Raw genomic sequence first — 17949 nt, 5'->3', positions numbered from 1 at the left:
TTTGCACCTGCCGCTTTGCGGGTTTTTCGCTGCTATCCGGGCTGCGGGGAGACGTTACCGAAAGACAATAGAAATAGAACGGGAAAATGGTGCCTAGATTTCGGCAATTTTAAAAAAATCTAAACATAGGAAAGTAATTTTATATAGTCATAATAGAGATCTGAGTATTGTTTGTCGTTTCGGAATGAATCGTCAACAAATCGTTGTCCTTGAAACCAATGCATCTCTTCCTCTGTAATTTTCCTATCTCTGATGACATTTAATTCAAGTAGACATGCCGCAATCTCTATTGCGGAAAGGTCATGTCTTGTCACATTATCTATAGGACTTCTTTCTCTTTTGTATTCATTAATTCTTCTCCTAATTTTATCCGTTAAAAAAATTATGTCAGTAACTTTAGTCATAGCGTTTATTGTTTGGTTTGTATTTTTTCAAACTTAGCGTCCTTTAATTTAGGACTAAATATTTGCTCACCCCCACCTTCTAATATTTGTAGTTTGTCTCTCCAATATGTTGCTTTTTCCTTATGAGTGGAAATAAGTGCTTTTGTATCTTCCCTTACTGTTACCTTAAATATTTCTATATAGTCGGTAGAACTAATCCCCCACGCTCTACGAAGTCTCCCGACTTCAAAATAATCATCTGAAACTTAAAAAGCGCAATACGTACGCATCTGTATTTGTACCATCGTGCAAGTGCATAAACAAAGGTGAATTTTTAGCTATGCTTCAAAGTTGGGATAAATTGTGAAGCGAGAGGTTTTTGTTTAAACCAACTCAACCGCAAACCGATCCGCGATACTCGAAAACGGAATTACAAACGAACAACGTTCGGCATCGCCACCCACAACAATTCCGATAGGCGTGCCACTCGGAGTGAAAACCAGCGAACCCGAATCGCCCTTTTTTGAAAACGGTTCTGTACTTATGCCGTGAACCAACAACATGCCGTCGAGATCCTTGTAATCGGGTTCGTCAGTAGTGCCGTAGTTCAGCGTAATGGGTTTGTCGACTTCCGCAAGCCGACCGTAAATTTTCTTGTAACCGCGCGTTCGACTAATGATACAAACCTCTTGGTAATTCGCGAAGTTTTCAGCATCCAAGTAAACTGGCTGTGCACTTATTTTTAAATGGTTCGGAAATAGCGACTCAAACTGAATCTTTTCCGAAATCTGTACCAAAGCAATATCCATAGTATCCGATTTCTCGGCCTCCAATATTGTTCCCACTATCGTCGAATCGGTCGTGATAACTTTGTCAAATCCATCGGCAGTCGAAAACGAGTTCCAGCTTTGCGACGGATGTTTAACGCTGTGGTAACACGTGATAAACACAAATGCATCGCCTTTTTTGCAAAAACAGCCCGCACTTCCAAACTCGGAAGCAGGCAGATCGGCGTTTTTTACGCCCGCCGACGGACTAAAAATGCTGTGTAATTCGGCTCCCGATTTCTCAGTACGAACTCGGTACGCAATGCCTTCCAAATCCTGATGAGCAAACTTGAGTTTTTCGGGCAGATCGTGCAGCGATGCGTGTAAATACAGCGTTATCAGTCGGCGCTGATGATCGGTCTCACTGTACGACACTTCGTTTTTACTTTTTACAAAAGCGTTAATCTCTTTGTTAATGAGCTTAATTTTAGACGGTTCGCCCACAAATTCCGTAGATGCTACTGGTTTTGAAGCAACAACGGTTTCGGTGCGCGGCCCAAGATCGGCTTCGCTGTCTGAGGCGATTTCCTTTTTGTAATTGTTTAGCTGGTTGAGGCGCAAGTTGCCGATGTTCGCAATAAAAGTGGCGAAGGCATCGTCGTGCGTCGGATATTTGAGATACTTCCCCGAAAGGGAAAAATAATGTTGCCCTTCGATAAGCAGGAGTTCGGCGGTATGCTTGTAGCTGATCCACTTTTCTCGGAATTTATACGACTGCCTCAAGGCATTGCCAATAGCCAAAAGCACACTACAAATCGTTGCTATACCCAAATATTTGTCGTTTTCCTTATCCGGGCCGGTTGAAAAGTTAATAAGTACTGGAACTAAGGCGCTGAGTATGATTACGATTACATTCGACCAGTCGTTGGCGCGTAAATTCCGGTTGGCTAGTGTTTCCATTAACCGAACGCTAACAATAAAATCGGTTTGAATTTGTTTGCGCCTAATCTCGCTTATCGGTAAGGTTGAAAGTGCTTCTTCATAGCCGGTAATACGCTGATTGAGTAATTGGTCGAGATTCCGATTCATAATGGGGAAGTGTAAAGCTGCAACGACAAATACAAACAGTAAAGACTTGTCGATTTACCTGTATTCGAATCAAAAATTGAGGTAAGAAATCAATCAAAATAATAGCGCAAAACTTTTGTAATTCAGGTTTCATGCACCGAAATAAACAGCTCATTTTGAGTAATCTGACCGTAGTTATTTTCGAATTCAGGCGATTAGCAAATTGATATAACAATACTACTCAATTTCTCAGAGAAATACTACGCCCAAAATCAGCAAATTAGCTTAGTTATAGAAAAATAACTTCCGTTATACGGTTTAACGCCAAGTTTTCTACCCCACCACGTGTCGCTGCGCATCTAAACTCTCGTCGTGCTGCGATAAATCCAGACCAATTTTCTCGGATTGTTCGCTTACACGAAGCGGAATTATAGCGCGTATTTTTGGTTAAATGCTTATGTCAATTGTTGTTCAAATATAATTTCATCGTCCAATCAGTATTGTGTCTCCGAAAACAAATTCTAAGAGGAAAAATACAAGCTTTTTATAAGTCGCAAGTTTCAAAAAAATAAAAATTTATTCATACAATTTTGTTGAAGATACGTAGTTTTATACTTAAAAAGCGTTAGCTTTTCTCATGAAAAAATATTTGATTTTCCTGATCGCCGGGACCGTATTGACAGGCTGCGTTAATTCTAGTAAACCAGAGAAAGTGATCCACGCTTTTTATCAATGGAAAGCAGAAGGCGATTTTGACCATCCTGAATTCGCTGTTTTAGATACTTTCAACGTAAAAAAAGTGTACTACCGTTTTTTTGATGTAGAACACAGCCCAACCATGGGAAACATTCCAACTTCAAAAACCAACAGACGTTATGGCTATAGGTACTATCAAGAGAATGATTTAGAATATGAGTTGGTCCCGACAGTTTTTATTAGAAACGAAGTGTTTCTTCAGAGCAGTAAAGCAGATATTGATATACTCGTTTCTAATGTTAATCACTTAATCAAGAAATATTGCGCAGAGGGATTTAGCGACTTTAAAACACCAACAGAAATACAAATCGACTGCGATTGGACAATCCGATCAAAAGCCAACTATTTTTACTTTCTCGAAGAATTCAAAAAAGCTTCCCAAAAGAATTTGAGTTGTACCCTGCGTCTATATCCATACAAATACCGAACAAAAATGGGTATTCCGCCTGTTGATAAAGTAGTTTTAATGTGTTACAACTTATTGCCACCACTTGAAAACCCAAAGCGCAATTCGATTTTGGAACCAGATGAATTACGTGCTTATTTAACAGTCGACGAACCATATCCAATTCATCTAGATGTTGCCTTGCCTGTTTTTCAATGGGCATTTCATTATCGGTACGATACTTTTAAAGGATTTACCACCACAACAAAGGAGAGCTTAATCAGTTTCGCCGAAAGAAAAAGTGAATTATGGTGGGAAGTTAAAAAAGACACGAGCATAAACGAAGTGTATTATCGTACAGGTGATCGAATTAAATTTGAAACGGTTTCTTATACTGATTTAAAGAAAAGCGTTGCACTTCTCAAAAAGAATGTAAAATTTCCAAAAGAAACGACTGTAATCTTGTTTGACCTTGACACAACCCTATTCCATGAGTACTCAAAACAATCGATTGATAAGCTTCTTCATTCTTTTACTGAGTAGTTTAACATGCAACATCACGTGGGCCTGTTACTTCTATCCAGGCTCCTCTGATGTCGAGATTAGCTTTTTCAGCCCAACTGCATTTTCTGATAAAGAATTTAAATACAGCAATTTTCAGAACTTCAATTTCTATGATGCCCAAGCTTTTTCGGACAACATTCTCATGTGGAGTACCTACTGTAAGCACAAAGTAGATTATGCGTCGATCAGAGAAGTATTGGAATCGGATGAGGTAATCAGTTTCAAAACAACTACAAAAAACGCTTTTATCAAATATCTGCACAAAGTGGGCGATGCTGCGGCCTTAAGTTATTTACAATTTGCCAAAGAAGTTGAACTTTGTAGCCCCGGTTTTGAAGATGTGTGGGAAAACAATCCAGAAGTTACGATTTATAATAGACAGCGATTATTAAAGTTGGCGCAAAATCGGGTAACAACGACCAATAACGTCACCCTCAAAAAGCGGTATTACTTTCAAATTTTCAGGCTACTACAGTATTTGGGTGAAAATGAAAAAATCATCTCGTTGTACGATGAGGTTTATTCCAAAACTTACAAAACAGGCGATTTATTATCTAATTGGATTTTTTACTACCGGCTTTCAGTTGAACCCGATCAGATAAAGCAGAATTTTCTAGTTTCTAGGTTGTTCGGATTGCCTACAGATAATAGATTCCAGTTTTTAAATTTTTTCCAAAAAGATATCGCTATGGAAAAAATTCTAAGGTTGGCCAAAACACCACAGGAACGAGCTAATGTCATAGCGCTATACACGTCAATAAATCAAGAGTTTAACTTGGATTCAATTAAGCAGATTTACCGAATCTGTCCGTCAAGTTTATCACTAGAGTTTCTACTCATCCGTGAAATCAATAAACTTGAAGATTGGATTTTAGTGCCAACTTATACCTTGTTTATGCCAACTTCTCGCGATGATTATTGGGAAAACAGTACAAATTCTCGAATTCTAGACAGAGTTAAAGTTGATTGTAAGCGTGCAAAAGAACTGCTGAACTTTGTTTGCGCTGTAGATCTAAATAAAGTAAACAATCCTTCACTTTGGCAGTTAACCAAGGCTTACTTAGAATTTTTAACTAAAGAAAACCATAAATCGCTCGAAACCTTGAAGAAAATTCCACTTTCAAAAGTGAATGGCGACTTCAAATCCTTGCATCTTAAAATATACACGCTAGCTACAGTTGCGAATTTGAAAGGAAAGAAAATAGAACTTCCCTCAGATATTCAACAAATAATTATGGATTATGAAACCGACAAGAACTTTCTCTTTGCCATCGCTAAAGAAATTGAATTTTTAGGAGATAATGTTACCGCGGCCTTGATTTTAAGCAATATTACCAGCTCAGAGTTCGGCGGAGTCTTTTGGAAATCAATTTCCGGAAAGAGAACCTTGGCGGATGATTATTACAGCAGCTGGTACGAATATGTCGATGCAGAACTTTCGGCAGAAGAATGTGGTGCAATAGCAAAAGAACTATTTACTCCAAAAAAAACAAAATTTCAAAAGTGGATGTTTAAAGAGGTGAAGAATCAAAAAAATAGAGTATTTGACTTGCTTGGTATCAAGTTCATGAGAATAGACGACATCGCAAATGCACAAAAAGCATTTCAGAACGTTGATAACGAACATTATACCAATGGGCCAATGTTCAACAAACATCCATTTCTTGATGGTTATTTAGGGAAAATTAGAGAAAATGCAAATCAAATTACCTCATACAACAAGTCAAAAGCTTTGAAAGAGCTACTCCGTCTTAAAAAATCTGTGGCAGAAACAAAAAATCCAAATCGAGCAAAAGAGTACTTCTTAATCGCTAATTTTTATTTTAACACGTCGTACTACGGAAACTCATGGATGTTTAACCGCATTTACCGTTCTGCAAATAGTGACGAAAACTATTTAGATGAAAACAATTATTACGGCTGTGAACGCGCAATATTTTATTTCGAAAAAGCTTTGCAACACGCGCGAAACAAGAACTTTGCCGCTTTGTGCGAACTCAGAATTGCGACCTGTAAATTAAATAAAGCAACATATTTATTCAATAAACAGCAATCGCAAAGATTTGGACCATATTATAGTGATACACCCGAAGTTAACTCTGCTGTTTTTTTCGATAGATTAAAAAAGAGATATCCCAGTCAATATTTCGAACTTACTAGTAGCTGTGAAATTGCTGCAAGGTATTTCAAAGCGGGATAATCAAAAAAACCTCGAGATGTGTAAACTGTTGTTATTTCAGTAAGCTACCCCACCACGTGTCGCTGCGCATCCAAACTCTCGTCGTGCTGCGATAAATCCAGACCAATTTTCTCGGATTGTTCGCTTACACGAAGCGGAATGATTGCGTTTGTAATGCGGTACAAAGCCAACGAACCTAGAAACGTAAATGCCGCAACCAAGCCCAAAGCCGCCATGTGGTGCGCAAAAACGACCCAGCCGCCGTGCAACAAACTAGCCGATTCGCCTTGCGCAAATACTGCAGTAAGTATCATGCCCATAATGCCGCCTACGCCGTGGCACGCAAACACATCTAAAGTGTCGTCTATGCGTTTCATCACCGGCCAATACAAAATCGAGTTCGATACAATTGCCGTGATAAATCCAAAAAACATACTTTCAGGAATGCTCACAAATCCAGCGGCAGGCGTAATAGCCACCAAACCAACCACGGCACCAATACAAGCCCCCAAAGCCGAGACTTTTCTGCCAAACAACCGATCGTAAAAAACCCAAGTCATCATCGCCGCGGCCGATGCCGTTATCGTAGTCCCAAACGCCATAACTGCCGTTCCGTTTGCAGCCAAGGCCGAACCCGCATTAAAGCCAAACCAACCAAACCACAGCATGCCCGTTCCTAAAATTACAAACGGAATATTTGTTGGTATATGTAAACTGTCTTTGCGTTTTCCCAAAACCAAAACACCCGCAAGTGCAGCAAATCCGGCGCTCATGTGTACAACCGTTCCGCCGGCAAAATCTTTTACGCCAAAAAAGCTGCCCAATAAGCCCGTCGGATACCAAACCATGTGGCATAAAGGCGCGTAAATCAGCAAAGTAAACAAGCAAATAAAGAGCAAATACGAGATAAAACGCACGCGCTCAGCAAACGAACCAGTGATAATAGCAGGTGTAATTACCGCAAATTTCATCTGAAAGAGCGCAAAAAGCATAAACGGAATCGTCGAAGCCATTTTGCTGTGCGGCAAGATACTCACGTGATCAAAGAAGGCGTAGGTAAACGGATTTCCAACAACGCTGTAAAATTTCCCCGAAATCTCAAAGCCTAAAGGTTCGCCAAATGCCAACGAAAAAGCGCAAATCACCCAAAGTAAACTCACTACACCTAAGCAAACAAAGCTCTGCAGCATCGTACTAATGATGTTCTTTTTACCAACCATTCCGCCATAAAAAAACGACAAACCGGGCGTCATCAATAAAACCAAACACGAAGCGGTAAGTAACCACGCTACATCTGCAAACGACACGGCTTCTTCTGTTAAAAAGTTGTTGCGAATAGCCGATGGATCCGATTTCCAAAACAATCCTACCAAACTAAATAAACTGATTAGCGAAAACGAAACAATCCATCTTTTTTCAATTTTTCTCATCACAACCCTATTTTTATACGGGTCAAATCTAAAAAAGTTATTTTATAATTCAAACAAACCCTATTTTTAAGAGGGATTGATTTTTAAAGCTATTTTTTGAAGCTATTCCCGCTTTCCCTCCAAGTCCGCTTTTTCGCCGCCGTTTTTTAATGGCTTTCCTGTCGGCTTCCGTTGGTCGCCGCCGCAAAGCCTTAAAAAATCGCCACTCAAAATGCGGGCTTTCCGTCCAATCGGGGCTAAGAACGAACCGTTCAGCGATTTTCTACTTATAAAAGTTTGTGCGTTTGCGAAAAATTTTACTTTTACCCGTTGGTACACTAAAAACGGATTTTGAAAGTTAATATCCCAAAGAAAAGTTACGTGAAGGCATATACTAGAGGTTTGTCGGTTTTAGCCTTAACTGTTTTTATCGTTGCTTGTTCAACGCGAAAAGACAAGTTTATAAATCGGCAATTCCAGGCACTCAATACCAAATATAACGCGCTTTACAACGGCGAACTGGCTTTAGATAAAGGTCTCGAAGAAGTCAAACAAAAATACCAAGACAATTACTGGGATATTCTTCCGATCGAACGCATGCAAGGCGATGTGGCCGCCGGCGAGTCCGATAAAGCCAAACCAAAAAACACCAACTTCGAACGCGCAGAGCTTAAAGCCACCAAGGCCATTCAAAAACGCTCCATGAATATCGAAGGCAAAGAGCGTAACCCGCAAATCGATGAAGCGCACCTCATGCTCGGACAAGCGCGCTACTACGACCAACGCTACATTCCGGCTCTCGAAGCGTTTAACTATATCTTGTACAAATATCCAGAAAGCGACAAAATTTATATCGCAAAAATCTGGCGCGAGCGCACCAATATGCGACTCGGAAACGACGCACTCGCCGTTAAAAATCTAAAACAGCTCTTATCCGAAATCAAATTTAAAGATCAAGTATATGCCGACGCTAATGCCACGATCGCACAAGCTTTCGTTAACCTAAATCAAATTGATAGCGCAACCGTGCGTTTGGCAAAAGCCATCGAGTTTTCTAAAAACAACGAAGAAAAAGCGCGCTACCACTTTATTTTAGGTCAGTTGTACGAACGTCAAGGCAAACCCGAATTGGCGGCAAACGAGTTCAGAACGGTAATCGAAATGAACCGGAAGTCGCCTCGTGTGTACATCATTCAAGCCGAAGCAAAACTCGCCCAACAATTCGATTATAAGTCGGGCGATACAGTTGCATTCATCAAACACATGGATGCCTTGATAAAAGATCGCGAAAACCGACCCTTTCTCGATGTTTTGTACCACCAAAAAGCGCTTTTCTACACCAAGCGAAAAAAATTCAAACCCGCAATTGAGAATTATAACAAGTCACTGCAAATTGAATCAACCGACGATTATCTCGTGGCCAGCAACTACCGTAATCTGGCAGGGATATACTTCGACTCCGCGAAATATCAAACCGCAGGTCAGTACTACGACAGTACCCTAACCAAACTAAAGCCCAGAACACGCGAGTACAAAGCCATCGAGAAAAAACGCAATAATCTAGACGATGTTATTAAATACGAAGGTATTGCGCAACGAAACGACAGTATTTTAAATGTTGCTGCACTTTCGCCTTCCGACAGAAAAGAATTCTACGAAGCATACATCGAAAAATTAAAAAAATCCGACGCTGAGAAAGCGAAAAAAGAAAAAGAAGCTGCCGAGAAAGCTGCACGCTTAGCCGCACGAGACGGAGATAACTCAGACGATACCGCTTCAGAAGTTCGCGCAGAATTACGCCGCAACGACGCTCCGGGTCAAAATCTTAAAGACGTATCCGACAACAAAGGTGCGTCGTCTGAAAAACGACCCCGATCAACCGCAGGTGCAAGTGCAGGCGGCAAAGACGGATTCTATTTCTACAACACCGTAAATGTTTCCCAAGGGAAAATCGATTTTAAAAAGATTTGGGGAAACAGAACTTTGCGAGACAACTGGCGTTTAACTTCGCTCACGCAAAACAAATCGGAAATCGAAAAAGTTGATAAAAAGTCGGATTCGATTAGCGAAAAAGCCCAAGTCAAAGAAGTTGAAAAACCACAATACACCGCCGATTTTTATCTAAAAGGCGTTCCTACTTCTAAAACGGTGCTCGACAGTTTGGCCAAAGAACGCAATTTTGCCTACTTTCAATTAGGAGCTATTTACAAAGATAAGTTCAAAGAATATCAGCTTTCGGCAGATAAATACGAGAGTTTACTCAAGCAAAATCCGGAAGAACGCTACATTTTACCGGCGCTTTACAATCTGTACAAAGATTATATGGAAATTAATCCATCCAAAGCGCAAGCCATTAAAGACCGCATTATTGCTAGTTATCCGAACAGCAGATATGCGCAAATTCTTCAAAATCCGGAATCAGCTACAGGAAACGAAGCCATGACGGGCGAGGAAGTGTATAACGAACTTTACCAACAGCTCAGCAACGGCGATTACATCCGTTTAGCGCCAAAGATCGATGCAGCTATTTCGCAGTTTACAGGTGAGGAAATCATTCCGAAGCTCGAGTTGTTAAAGGCAACTAATGCCGGAAAACTCAACGGAGTTACAGCGTACAAAGCGGGCTTGAATTTCGTAGCACTAAATTTTCCAACAACAGGCGAAGGTAAAGAAGCCGAAGAATTATTGCGTGCCGACATTCCGATTTTGGAAGATATGGAGTACGATGATTTCAAGCCAACAACCTATAAAATTTTATACAAAGTCGACGATCCCGAGGCCGAGTCGGTTAAAGCAGTTCGAACGATTTTAGAAACATTTGTAAAAGAACGAACCACAGACGCATTAAAGCTATCGGTTGATATTTACACACCAACCTCGTATTTTCTGGTCCTTCACAATTTTGAAAATGAAACAGCAGCAAAAGATGTTGCAACGATTTTAAAAGAGTACAAAGACTATCAGATTAAGTTACCAGCCACGGTAATGTCGTCGGAAAACTACAAAGTAACGCAAGTTAAAAAGAACTTCGAAACGTATCATTTGCCTAGACAACCTCGCGTGAAAAAGCCCGTGGTTATCAAACCTAAGCCCGAAGAGAAAAAAGCAGCGGCTGCTGCGGCAAAACCCAAGCAAGCCAAGCCGCAAACTAATTCGAGACAAAATCCGGGTATGCCGCCTGGCTTAGGTAACGCACCCAACCAAAAGCAAAGCGACAAAGGTTCTCGCAGTCTGAGTCCAACCCCCGACATGGGTAACGATCCCGCGGGTGGTGAAGGAGCTCCAAAAACCGAAAAGACAAGAAAGCCTTGATGCCCAAAAAGCCACAAAACGAACCAAATAAATGGTTGTTGCTTTCAACCATGGGAATCGAGATGTTTGTGTGGATTTTTGCGGGTCATAAGTTAGGCGAGTATGTAAACAAGCAATATCCGAAGAGTCCGGCCGACTATCACGTAATCTTCTTATTAGTGGGAATAGCACTCGCATTTTATTCGGTATTCAGAAAATTGAAAGATTTAAACAGCTGATGAAGGCACTTCTCTTTAAATCACTGGCAATTGCTATTCTTTTAACGGCGGCTACTTGGAGCGTACTGCTCGAGTACCACAGCGTAGCTTTCGCAGAAGTGGAAATCGTTATTTGGCAGTATTTGGCTTTTTTTGTCTTAGCCGCGGCAATTTGTATGAGTATCGTTTTCTTGGTATCTCAGAATAACTTTGATCAAACAGGCATGAGTTTTCTGGCAGTAACCACAGTAAAAATGATTCCTGCTTTTGTGGTAATTAAATTCGCGCGGGAGCAGATTAACGAAACCCTTGCTATTCAAATGGGTTACAGCGGTTTTCTTTTATTTTTGGCAATTGAGGTTTATTTTACTTACCGATTATTGAACAATAAACAAAAAAAAGACTGAAAGCTTACTTTATCAGCACAAAAAATAATTTTTAAAGCGTTTGTCGTTCTAATAAATAATGTACCTTTGCGCCAAATTTGAGAACCCTTAAAATTTGTTCCAAAACGTATGGTTATTTTTAAAAAACCAATCCTATCAGTTTTATTAGCAATAGCTTGCAGCTTTACTGCTGTGGCTACCTCTGTTAACGACACTATTAAAACAAGTGAAGCCAATCACAGCGAGGCGCCAGAAGCACATGCTGCAAAAGGCGAACATCATGAAACCGGCGATATCAAATCAGAAATCAAAGCCCACATCAATCACCACGTTCTAGATTCACATGACTTCACATTGTTTTCAGACGATGAAGCTGGAACGCATTTCGGTTTTCCTTTGCCGGTGATATTGTGGGATAATGGGGTTCATTTCTTTTCTTCTGCAAAATTTGATCACGGACATGCTGTTGCTGAATCGAACGGAAATTACTACGCGATAGGTCATCACGACGGAAAGATTTATAAAACTGACGCGAAAGGCACTTTGAACGAAGATGCTGCGGGGCATATCACGAATGAACGGCCTTTAGATTTTTCAATCACAAAAAGTGTATTGTCGATAATAGTTGTAGCGTTGATTATGTTCTTGCTGTTTCGTTCTTTAGCGAAATCTTACGCAAGAAACGGCGGCGTTGCAGCAGGTGCAGGAAGAATTTTTGAGCCGCTAGTATTATACGTTCGCGATGAGATTGCTATTCCAAATATTGGTCATAAACACCACAGGAAGTATATGGGCTATTTGTTAACCATATTTTTCTTCATTCTCTTCTTGAATTTATTTGGATTAACTCCTCTGGGAATTAACGTAACGGGTAACATTACCATCACTTTTTCCTTAGCTATTTTAACTTTCTTAATTACCAATCTTACTGCTAATAAGTATTACTGGGGTCACATCTTTTGGATGCCAGGCGTACCTTACCCAATGCGCATCATCCTTGCGCCAATCGAATTGTTAGGTGTGGTAATTAAGCCGTTTTCTTTAATGATCCGACTCTATGCAAACATTTTTGCGGGTCACATCGTATTAATGTCGATCATTGGATTAATGTTTATTTTCAAAAGTTGGATTGGAAGTTCGCTTTCATTGGCTCTAGCTTTTGTATTGTCTATTCTTGAAATTTTGGTTGCCTTTCTACAAGCATATATCTTCACTATGTTGTCTGCCCTTTATTTCGGAGCAGCTGTTGAAGAACATCATCACGAAGAAGGTCATCACTAATAAATTGAACGTTTAATTTTAATATACATTTTATGCAAATTCCAACTATTGTAGGAGCAGGTTTGATCGTAATCGGTGCTGGTTTGGGTATCGGTAAAATTGGTGGGTCAGCTATGGATGCTATCGCTCGTCAGCCTGAAGCTTCAGGTAAAATTCAAACAGCTATGCTTATCGCAGCAGCTCTTATTGAAGGTATTGGTTTCGCTGCACTTTTCGCGGCTTAATTAAACAATCTAACCTTTGTTAGAACGGTTGGTTCTAACAAAGGTTTAAATTAGAATTAATCACCCAACATGGAAAAATTAATAAATCAGTTTGAATTAGGCTTGTTCTTTTGGCAAGTGATCATTTTCGTAGGATTAATTTTACTTCTAAGAAAATTCGCTTGGAAACCCATTCTCGATGCGGTAAATGAGCGTGAAGAAGGTATTAAAAATGCATTGCAATCGGCAGAAAATGCTCGTAAAGAAATGCAGTTGCTGCAAGCCGATAACGAGCGTATCTTGCAAGAAGCACGCATCGAGCGCGACGCTCTTTTGAAAGAAGCTCGTGAAATGCGCGAAAAAATGATCGCTGATTCAAAACAAGACGCTCAAGCAGAAGGAGCTCGCATGATCGAACAAGCGAAAGCTGCTATTGCTGCTGAGAAAAATGCCGCTATGGCCGAGCTTAAAAATCAAGTTTCAGCTTTGTCTATCGAAATTGCTGAGAAATTGGTAAAACAAGAACTTACCGATAAAGCAGCACAAACAAAGCTTATCGAGAAATTACTAACTGAAGTAAAAGCTAACTAATAATGTCTGTATCAAGAGCAGGTTTGAGATACGCTAAAGCAATTTTAGATATTGCATTAGATAAAAACGAAGCCGACGCAGTTGCTGTCGATATGCAATCTATTGCAGATACCTTGCACGCAAACGCTGAGCTTTCGAATTTCTTAACCAATCCCGTGCTTCCAGGTGCAAATAAGTTAAGTGCGCTCGAAGCAATCTTTTCGAATACGAGCGGTACCACGAAGAACGTTTTCCGATTACTCCTCGAAAACAAGCGTTTCGCAATTTTGGGAGATATCGCAACAGCTTATTTACAGCTTAACGATCAAAGAAATGGTATCGAAACAGCAGTGGTAACTACAGCGCAACCGCTCGATGCAGCCCTAGAGACAGCTGTTTTAAATAGTGTGAAAGCACTTACTTCGGCAAAAGTAACCCTAAAAAATATTGTAGATCCTTCCATTATCGGAGGTTTCATCTTACGCATAGGCGACAAGCAGTTCAACGCTTCTGTTGCACAACGCATTCAAAATTTAAAAAGAGAACTTAGCAACTAATTATTCAATAATAAGTTATGGCAGAAATTAATGCTGCTGAAATATCAGCAATTCTTAGAAAACAAGTTGAAGGCTTCGAATCAGGTGCTACTTTGGAAGAAGTAGGGTCTGTACTTGAAGTAGGAGACGGTATTGCCCGTGTGTACGGGTTGTCTAATGCGCAATATGGCGAATTAGTACAGTTCGAAAACGGTCTCGAGGCCATCGTACTTAACCTGGAAGAAGATAATGTTGGGGTGGTACTTTTGGGTCCTTCAACGGGTATTAAAGAAGGTTCTACTGTTAAGAGAACTCAAAGAATTGCTTCGCTTCGCGTAGGTGAAGAAATGGTTGGACGTGTGGTTAATACACTCGGACAGCCAATCGATGGTAAAGGACCAATCGGTGGAGATTTGTACGAAATGCCACTTGAGCGTAAAGCACCAGGTGTAATTTTCCGTCAGCCGGTTACCGAGCCGTTACAAACAGGTATCAAAGCTGTTGATGCGATGATTCCAGTAGGTCGTGGTCAGCGTGAGTTGGTTATTGGCGACCGTCAGACAGGTAAGTCGACAGTTTGTATCGATACCATCTTGAATCAAAAAGAATTCTACGATGCAGGACAACCTGTATTTTGTATCTACGTTGCTGTAGGTCAGAAAGCTTCGACCGTTGCAGGTATTGCAAAAACCTTAGAAGAAAAGGGTGCAATGGCTTACACGATTATCGTCGCGGCTAATGCTTCTGATCCAGCGCCAATGCAAGTGTATGCACCTTTTGCGGGTGCTGCTATTGGTGAGTACTTCCGCGACACAGGTCGTCCGGCATTAATTGTGTACGACGATTTGTCTAAACAAGCGGTTGCATATCGTGAGGTATCTCTTTTGCTAAGACGTCCACCAGGACGAGAGGCGTATCCAGGAGACGTTTTCTACTTGCACTCACGTTTGTTAGAGCGTGCAGCGAAAGTAATTGCCGACGATTCGATTGCAAAAAACATGAACGATTTGCCAGAATCACTTAAGCCAATCGTGAAAGGCGGTGGTTCGTTAACGGCTTTACCAATTATTGAAACGCAAGCGGGCGACGTTTCGGCGTACATCCCAACCAACGTAATTTCGATTACCGACGGTCAGATTTTCTTGGAGTCAGATTTATTTAACTCGGGTGTTCGTCCGGCTATCAACGTAGGTATTTCGGTATCACGTGTAGGTGGTAACGCTCAGATTAAATCGATGAAGAAAGTATCTGGTACGTTAAAGCTGGATCAAGCGCAGTTCCGTGAATTGGAAGCTTTCGCGAAATTCGGTTCCGATTTGGATGCAGTAACTTTAAACGTAATCGAAAAAGGACGCAGAAACGTTGAGATCTTGAAGCAAGGTTTGAACAGTCCGTTTACAGTAGAAGATCAGGTTGCTATTATCTACGCAGGTTCTAAAAACTTGTTGAGAAATGTTCCTGTGAACAAAGTAAAAGAGTTTGAAAAAGATTATTTAGACTATTTGAATAACAAGCACCGCGCTACATTAGATGCTTTGAAAGCGGGTAAATTAGACGACAGCATTACCGATGTATTGGAAGCTGCCGCTAAAGAAATTGCTGCGAAGTATAACTAAGAAAACCGGTAAAACGAACAATTCTAAATGGCAAATCTTAAAGAAATACGCAACAGGATAACCTCGGTTTCATCGACGATGCAAATTACGTCGGCGATGAAGATGGTTTCTGCGGCAAAGCTTAAGAAAGCGCAAGATGCTATTACGGCTATGCGTCCGTATGCTGAAAAGCTAACGGAGTTGTTGCAAAACCTTTCGGCAAGTATCGAAGATGGTGATAATGGTGTGTACACAACACAGCGCGATGTAAAACGCGTGTTGGTAGTTGCCATTACGTCGAACAGAGGTTTGTGCGGCGCCTTTAATACAAACGTTATTAAAGAAGTAAAAAATCGCATAGATTTTTACAGCGGTAAGCAAGTTGCTGTTTTTGCGATTGGCAAGAAAGGAAACGACGTGTTGTCGAAAACCAGTTCGGTTGTTGCAAATAAGAGTCAGGTTTTTGACCAACTCACTTTCGACAATGTAGCACAGATTGCCGAAGAAATTATGGCTGTTTATGCTGCGGGCGATTACGATCGCGTGGAGTTGGTGTACAACCAATTTAAGAATGCAGCTACGCAAATTGTGCGCACGGAGCAGTTTTTGCCACTCATTTCTTCTGGTGCAAAACAGAACAATTCTGTTGATTATTTGTTCGAACCAGAGAAAGAGAGCATCATCGAAACCTTGATTCCGAAAAGCTTAAAGACACAATTGTACAAAGCAGTTCGCGATTCGTTTGCTGCAGAGCACGGCGCACGTATGACAGCTATGCACAAAGCAACCGATAATGCTACTGAACTTCGAAACCAGTTGAAGTTAACGTACAATAAGGCACGTCAGGCTGCGATTACTAACGAGATCTTAGAAATTGTTGGTGGTGCAGAGGCCTTGAAAGGATAAAATTAAATTTATCAAGATTTATAAAAGCTGCATTGTAATGATGCAGCTTTTTTTTTGGATTTTTAGAACGATTTTCCGCGTGAGTGACCGCAGTGACATCCTTTTGTTAGTGCCTTTAGGCCGAACAAAAGATACAGCGAAGGGCACGACCCGAGGTTGCACTTACGTCTTTTAGCACACACAAAAACCGAGGGGCACGCCCAAAACCTTAACAATATTCTAGCGAAATCTCAAAAAGCCTCAACATTTTACAATGATTTAACAAAACACCGATTGATTGTTAAGAAATCATTAATTAGTGATGATATGGTGAAATCTGAAAATTTTGTAAAACTTTTTGCGAATCGTGAAAATAATGGTTCTGAAAATTATGAGGATTTGAAATTATTTGTACTTTGGCATTATAAACTAACAAAAATGAACCAAATGAAAGTGTACTTTTTAGTGCTGTCTTTGTTCTTTTCGGTGGGTCTTGCTGTTGCGCAAAACACCGTTACAGGAAAAGTGACAGATGCAAACGGCTTTCCTCTGCCTGGAGCTACGATTTCGGTAGTGAATAACGACGCGAGCGCAGTAACCGATGAAAGCGGTAATTTCTCATTAACGACATCGAAGAAACCGCCTTTTCAAATTACGGTAAGTATGGTAGGATTTACTTCACAAACGGTTGATGTTACTGGTAATAAGGTAGCGGTGCAATTGTTGGAAGAAGAAACGCTGCTGAATGAAGTAGTAGTTTCGGCCTCGAGAACACCGGAGCGAATTTTGGAATCGCCTGTAACGGTTGAGCGAATCGGTTTAAAAGAGATTAAAAATACGAGTTCGCCAACTTTTTATGAAGGTTTGGAGAATTTGAAAGAAGTTCACTTTAACACGAGTAGTTTGAACTTTAAGTCGATTAACACACGTGGATTTGCTACTGTAGCAAACAACCGTTTTATGCAGTTGGTTGACGGTATGGATAATTCATCGCCTGCGCTAAACTTTGTGTTAGGAAACCTGATTGGTTTGTCTGAATTAGACGTTGCAAGCGTGGAATTACTTCCTGGAGCATCGTCGGCACTTTACGGAGCTAACGCATTTAACGGTATCTTGTTTATGAATAGTAAGAGTCCGTTTAAGCACCAAGGAATTAGTACCTATGCAAAATACGGTGTAACTGCACAGGATGTTGCCGGAGTGAATGATTACTGGGACTTTGGAATTAGAGCGGCTCGCGCATTCACGAAACACTTTGCGGCAAAAGCAAACTTTACGTACACACGAGCTACAGAATGGATCGCCGATGACCGTCGTAGTGTAACTGCTGGTGGAATTGGCCACGAAATTAATCCAAATTACGATGGTTTGAATACGTACGGAGATGAGGTTACTACCTTCATCAGAAACGTAGGTCAGGTTTCTCGAACAGGTTATGCAGAAAGAGATTTAAGTGATAACACACTGGAGAAT

Annotated in this window: 15 protein-coding genes; 12 read left to right on the top strand and 3 right to left on the bottom strand. The window is 40.7% G+C overall.

What is annotated here, in order from left to right; all coding sequences use genetic code 11:
* Window positions 1-119: 119 nt before the first annotated feature.
* Entirely contained in the window at window positions 120-404 is a 285-nt protein-coding gene (locus ACOVQQ_RS02615; protein ID WP_421816812.1) for a hypothetical protein, read from the bottom strand.
* A gap of 362 nt (window positions 405-766) precedes the next feature.
* Window positions 767-2239: a DUF4231 domain-containing protein gene (locus ACOVQQ_RS02610; protein ID WP_421816811.1), complete on the bottom strand. Its 1473-nt coding sequence runs from the start codon at window positions 2237-2239 to the stop codon at window positions 767-769.
* 616 nt (window positions 2240-2855) lie between these two features.
* Between ACOVQQ_RS02610 and ACOVQQ_RS02605 the strand changes: the two genes are divergently transcribed.
* Together ACOVQQ_RS02605 and ACOVQQ_RS02600 are read left to right on the top strand one after the other, a co-directional pair.
* The gene (locus ACOVQQ_RS02605; RefSeq protein ID WP_421816810.1) at window positions 2856-3902 is read left to right on the top strand and encodes a hypothetical protein; all 1047 of its coding nucleotides are present in this window, start codon (window positions 2856-2858) and stop codon (window positions 3900-3902) included.
* Window positions 3850-6123 (top strand): hypothetical protein, encoded by a 2274-nt coding sequence (locus tag ACOVQQ_RS02600; protein WP_421816809.1) that lies wholly within the window; start codon window positions 3850-3852, stop codon window positions 6121-6123. Before ACOVQQ_RS02605 ends, ACOVQQ_RS02600 begins: the two co-directional genes overlap by 53 nt.
* A gap of 44 nt (window positions 6124-6167) precedes the next feature.
* Here ACOVQQ_RS02600 and ACOVQQ_RS02595 read toward each other — a convergent pair whose 3' ends face one another.
* Entirely contained in the window at window positions 6168-7532 is a 1365-nt protein-coding gene (locus tag ACOVQQ_RS02595; protein WP_421816808.1) for an ammonium transporter, read from the bottom strand.
* A gap of 330 nt (window positions 7533-7862) precedes the next feature.
* On the opposite strand from ACOVQQ_RS02595, the gene ACOVQQ_RS02590 reads away from it, so the two are divergent.
* The 10 genes from ACOVQQ_RS02590 to ACOVQQ_RS02545 all read left to right on the top strand — a co-directional run.
* Window positions 7863-10823 carry a tetratricopeptide repeat protein gene (locus ACOVQQ_RS02590; protein WP_421816807.1) on the top strand — a complete coding sequence of 987 codons (2961 nt, stop codon included), beginning with the start codon at window positions 7863-7865 and terminating at the stop codon, window positions 10821-10823.
* Entirely contained in the window at window positions 10823-11041 is a 219-nt protein-coding gene (locus ACOVQQ_RS02585; RefSeq protein WP_421816806.1) for an AtpZ/AtpI family protein, read from the top strand. The genes ACOVQQ_RS02590 and ACOVQQ_RS02585 overlap by 1 nt, the downstream gene beginning before the upstream one ends.
* Window positions 11041-11427, top strand: a complete 387-nt coding sequence (locus ACOVQQ_RS02580; RefSeq protein ID WP_421816805.1) for a hypothetical protein — start codon at window positions 11041-11043, stop codon at window positions 11425-11427. The genes ACOVQQ_RS02585 and ACOVQQ_RS02580 overlap by 1 nt, the downstream gene beginning before the upstream one ends.
* A gap of 108 nt (window positions 11428-11535) precedes the next feature.
* Window positions 11536-12687 carry a F0F1 ATP synthase subunit A gene (atpB, locus tag ACOVQQ_RS02575; RefSeq protein ID WP_421816804.1) on the top strand — a complete coding sequence of 384 codons (1152 nt, stop codon included), beginning with the start codon at window positions 11536-11538 and terminating at the stop codon, window positions 12685-12687.
* A 32-nt stretch (window positions 12688-12719) separates the two neighbouring features.
* Window positions 12720-12911: an ATP synthase F0 subunit C gene (gene atpE, locus ACOVQQ_RS02570; protein ID WP_008255642.1), complete on the top strand. Its 192-nt coding sequence runs from the start codon at window positions 12720-12722 to the stop codon at window positions 12909-12911.
* A gap of 69 nt (window positions 12912-12980) precedes the next feature.
* Window positions 12981-13481 carry a F0F1 ATP synthase subunit B gene (locus ACOVQQ_RS02565; protein ID WP_421816803.1) on the top strand — a complete coding sequence of 167 codons (501 nt, stop codon included), beginning with the start codon at window positions 12981-12983 and terminating at the stop codon, window positions 13479-13481.
* A 2-nt stretch (window positions 13482-13483) separates the two neighbouring features.
* Entirely contained in the window at window positions 13484-14017 is a 534-nt protein-coding gene (gene atpH, locus ACOVQQ_RS02560; RefSeq protein WP_421816802.1) for an ATP synthase F1 subunit delta, read from the top strand.
* 17 nt (window positions 14018-14034) lie between these two features.
* Entirely contained in the window at window positions 14035-15612 is a 1578-nt protein-coding gene (atpA, locus tag ACOVQQ_RS02555; protein ID WP_094485730.1) for a F0F1 ATP synthase subunit alpha, read from the top strand.
* A gap of 27 nt (window positions 15613-15639) precedes the next feature.
* Window positions 15640-16497, top strand: coding sequence for an ATP synthase F1 subunit gamma (gene atpG / locus ACOVQQ_RS02550; protein WP_421816801.1), 858 nt, complete (start codon window positions 15640-15642; stop codon window positions 16495-16497).
* 426 nt (window positions 16498-16923) lie between these two features.
* Window positions 16924-17949: carboxypeptidase-like regulatory domain-containing protein (locus ACOVQQ_RS02545; RefSeq protein ID WP_421816800.1), on the top strand; the 1026-nt coding region annotated here is incomplete at its 3' end.

The sequence above is a fragment of the Flavobacterium sp. genome (assembly GCF_049240005.1).
In the GTDB taxonomy this organism is placed as follows: Bacteria; Bacteroidota; Bacteroidia; order Flavobacteriales; family Flavobacteriaceae; genus Flavobacterium.
This window is presented reverse-complemented; position numbering and strand designations above follow the sequence as displayed.

What these genes read in the sequence shown, in the direction of transcription:
- ACOVQQ_RS02615 (WP_421816812.1), bottom strand. Translation starts at nt 404, where the DNA reads ATGACTAAAGTTACTGACATAATTTTTTTAACGGATAAAATTAGGAGA.
- ACOVQQ_RS02610 (WP_421816811.1), bottom strand. Translation starts at nt 2,239, where the DNA reads ATGAATCGGAATCTCGACCAATTACTCAATCAGCGTATTACCGGCTAT.
- ACOVQQ_RS02605 (WP_421816810.1), top strand. Translation starts at nt 2,856, where the DNA reads ATGAAAAAATATTTGATTTTCCTGATCGCCGGGACCGTATTGACAGGC.
- ACOVQQ_RS02600 (WP_421816809.1), top strand. Translation starts at nt 3,850, where the DNA reads ATGAGTACTCAAAACAATCGATTGATAAGCTTCTTCATTCTTTTACTG.
- ACOVQQ_RS02595 (WP_421816808.1), bottom strand. Translation starts at nt 7,532, where the DNA reads ATGAGAAAAATTGAAAAAAGATGGATTGTTTCGTTTTCGCTAATCAGT.
- ACOVQQ_RS02585 (WP_421816806.1), top strand. Translation starts at nt 10,823, where the DNA reads ATGCCCAAAAAGCCACAAAACGAACCAAATAAATGGTTGTTGCTTTCA.
- ACOVQQ_RS02580 (WP_421816805.1), top strand. Translation starts at nt 11,041, where the DNA reads ATGAAGGCACTTCTCTTTAAATCACTGGCAATTGCTATTCTTTTAACG.
- atpB (WP_421816804.1), top strand. Translation starts at nt 11,536, where the DNA reads ATGGTTATTTTTAAAAAACCAATCCTATCAGTTTTATTAGCAATAGCT.
- atpE (WP_008255642.1), top strand. Translation starts at nt 12,720, where the DNA reads ATGCAAATTCCAACTATTGTAGGAGCAGGTTTGATCGTAATCGGTGCT.
- ACOVQQ_RS02565 (WP_421816803.1), top strand. Translation starts at nt 12,981, where the DNA reads ATGGAAAAATTAATAAATCAGTTTGAATTAGGCTTGTTCTTTTGGCAA.
- atpH (WP_421816802.1), top strand. Translation starts at nt 13,484, where the DNA reads ATGTCTGTATCAAGAGCAGGTTTGAGATACGCTAAAGCAATTTTAGAT.
- atpA (WP_094485730.1), top strand. Translation starts at nt 14,035, where the DNA reads ATGGCAGAAATTAATGCTGCTGAAATATCAGCAATTCTTAGAAAACAA.
- atpG (WP_421816801.1), top strand. Translation starts at nt 15,640, where the DNA reads ATGGCAAATCTTAAAGAAATACGCAACAGGATAACCTCGGTTTCATCG.